Annotated in this window: 1 protein-coding gene; it reads right to left on the bottom strand. The window is 50.2% G+C overall.

The features are described from left to right. Window positions 1-1,291: DUF2341 domain-containing protein (locus HWQ67_RS18835; protein ID WP_218254233.1), on the bottom strand; the 1,291-nt coding region annotated here is incomplete at both ends.

Here is a 1,291-nt window from a genome sequence, read left to right as displayed (position 1 = left end):
AATACTTCCACTGGTAAGACAGCGCCCCAACGCTTCTAAATCCTGTATTAGAGGAGCTTGATGTGCTATTCGCCGTTCCCGCATAGGACTTCAGAGTATACGCCACAGGCGAGGCGTTAATGGCCTGTTCGCCAACCGTCGTCAGGGACACATACCCGATATTAGGAGTGCCAAATGGCGTTCCACAGTCAACCGTCCCTGCTGTCGCTCCCGTATCGTTATAGGATACCGTCCCGGCGGCCACGGAAGTCACATACGTTCCCCCACGATAGAGGTAATATCCTGAAGCTCCGCACGGTTCCGTCCACGAGACTATTACCTTATCCGTATACGTTCCGTCTGTGGCCGAGACTCCTGTTGGAGCGGGAAGGGTATTTTGACTTCCCCAACTGCTGATTGAGGGCTCGGGGTAGACATATTTACGAAGTAGAATCCAATCAACCTTGATTCCGTTAGTAGCAGCTGCTGCAATGTCAGCTCTCATATCAACAGAGTTGGGCGGTGTCACGGTCATATAAGCGGGGCTCCTGGCTACATCATCCTCAAAGCCATAGACCCCCAAGCCCCCACGAACATCCAGTTCTATGGTTTTATACGCATCTATGGAAAAGTTAGTGGTATTCGTGCTTTGCGTAACTCCGTCTCTTGTCAGGTAATATGTAGTAGAGCCGCTTCGGTATGCGTATGCCTTGTGTGTGTTAGCTGCATTACGGGAGCCAATGGCGACATCACTCTCGTCCATATTAGCTCTTGCCCTCACCGCATATGTTGAACTACCTGTTGCTGTTTGGCTGTATATATACCTCCAAGCTGGTGTACCATTTTGAAACGTCACTATCCCGCCAGATACCGCCGCATATCCTGTATCTCCTGCCCATTTTGAAGTGTTTAGACTACTGCCAGGAAAATCATCAAAGAAGATAAAGGTATTATCTCCGTTACTCCCAGAAGTGGCCGCCGAGTTGCCGTAATACATCAGAAACTGAGTCACCGATGGAGAAGCGGCGATGCTATCACACTCTACACAGAACGAAGCACTTACGTTTGACGTGTAATTTTCCTGCCAGAAGTCTAAGGAAGTTCCCGAGGGAGTAGTGAACCTGACATCATCGAAGTCAGTTTGGGTTGTGTAATTGGTATAAACGCTGCTCCCCGAGTCCGTCCCGGCGGCGGCGTAGACAGTGACTCGCATCTGATAGTTGGTCTGCGTCCCTGCTGTGGAGCCGGTTATTCCAAACATCTTCCGGTAAGTGTAATCGTCAAGCCAGTCGCCACAGGTGTAATTGACAGA

The organism is Candidatus Magnetobacterium casense (genome assembly GCF_019173545.1).
Lineage (GTDB): Bacteria > Nitrospirota > Thermodesulfovibrionia > Thermodesulfovibrionales > Magnetobacteriaceae > Magnetobacterium > Magnetobacterium cryptolimnobacter.
The sequence above is the reverse complement of the archived record's forward strand: the minus strand, read 5'-3'. Positions and strand labels throughout refer to the sequence as shown.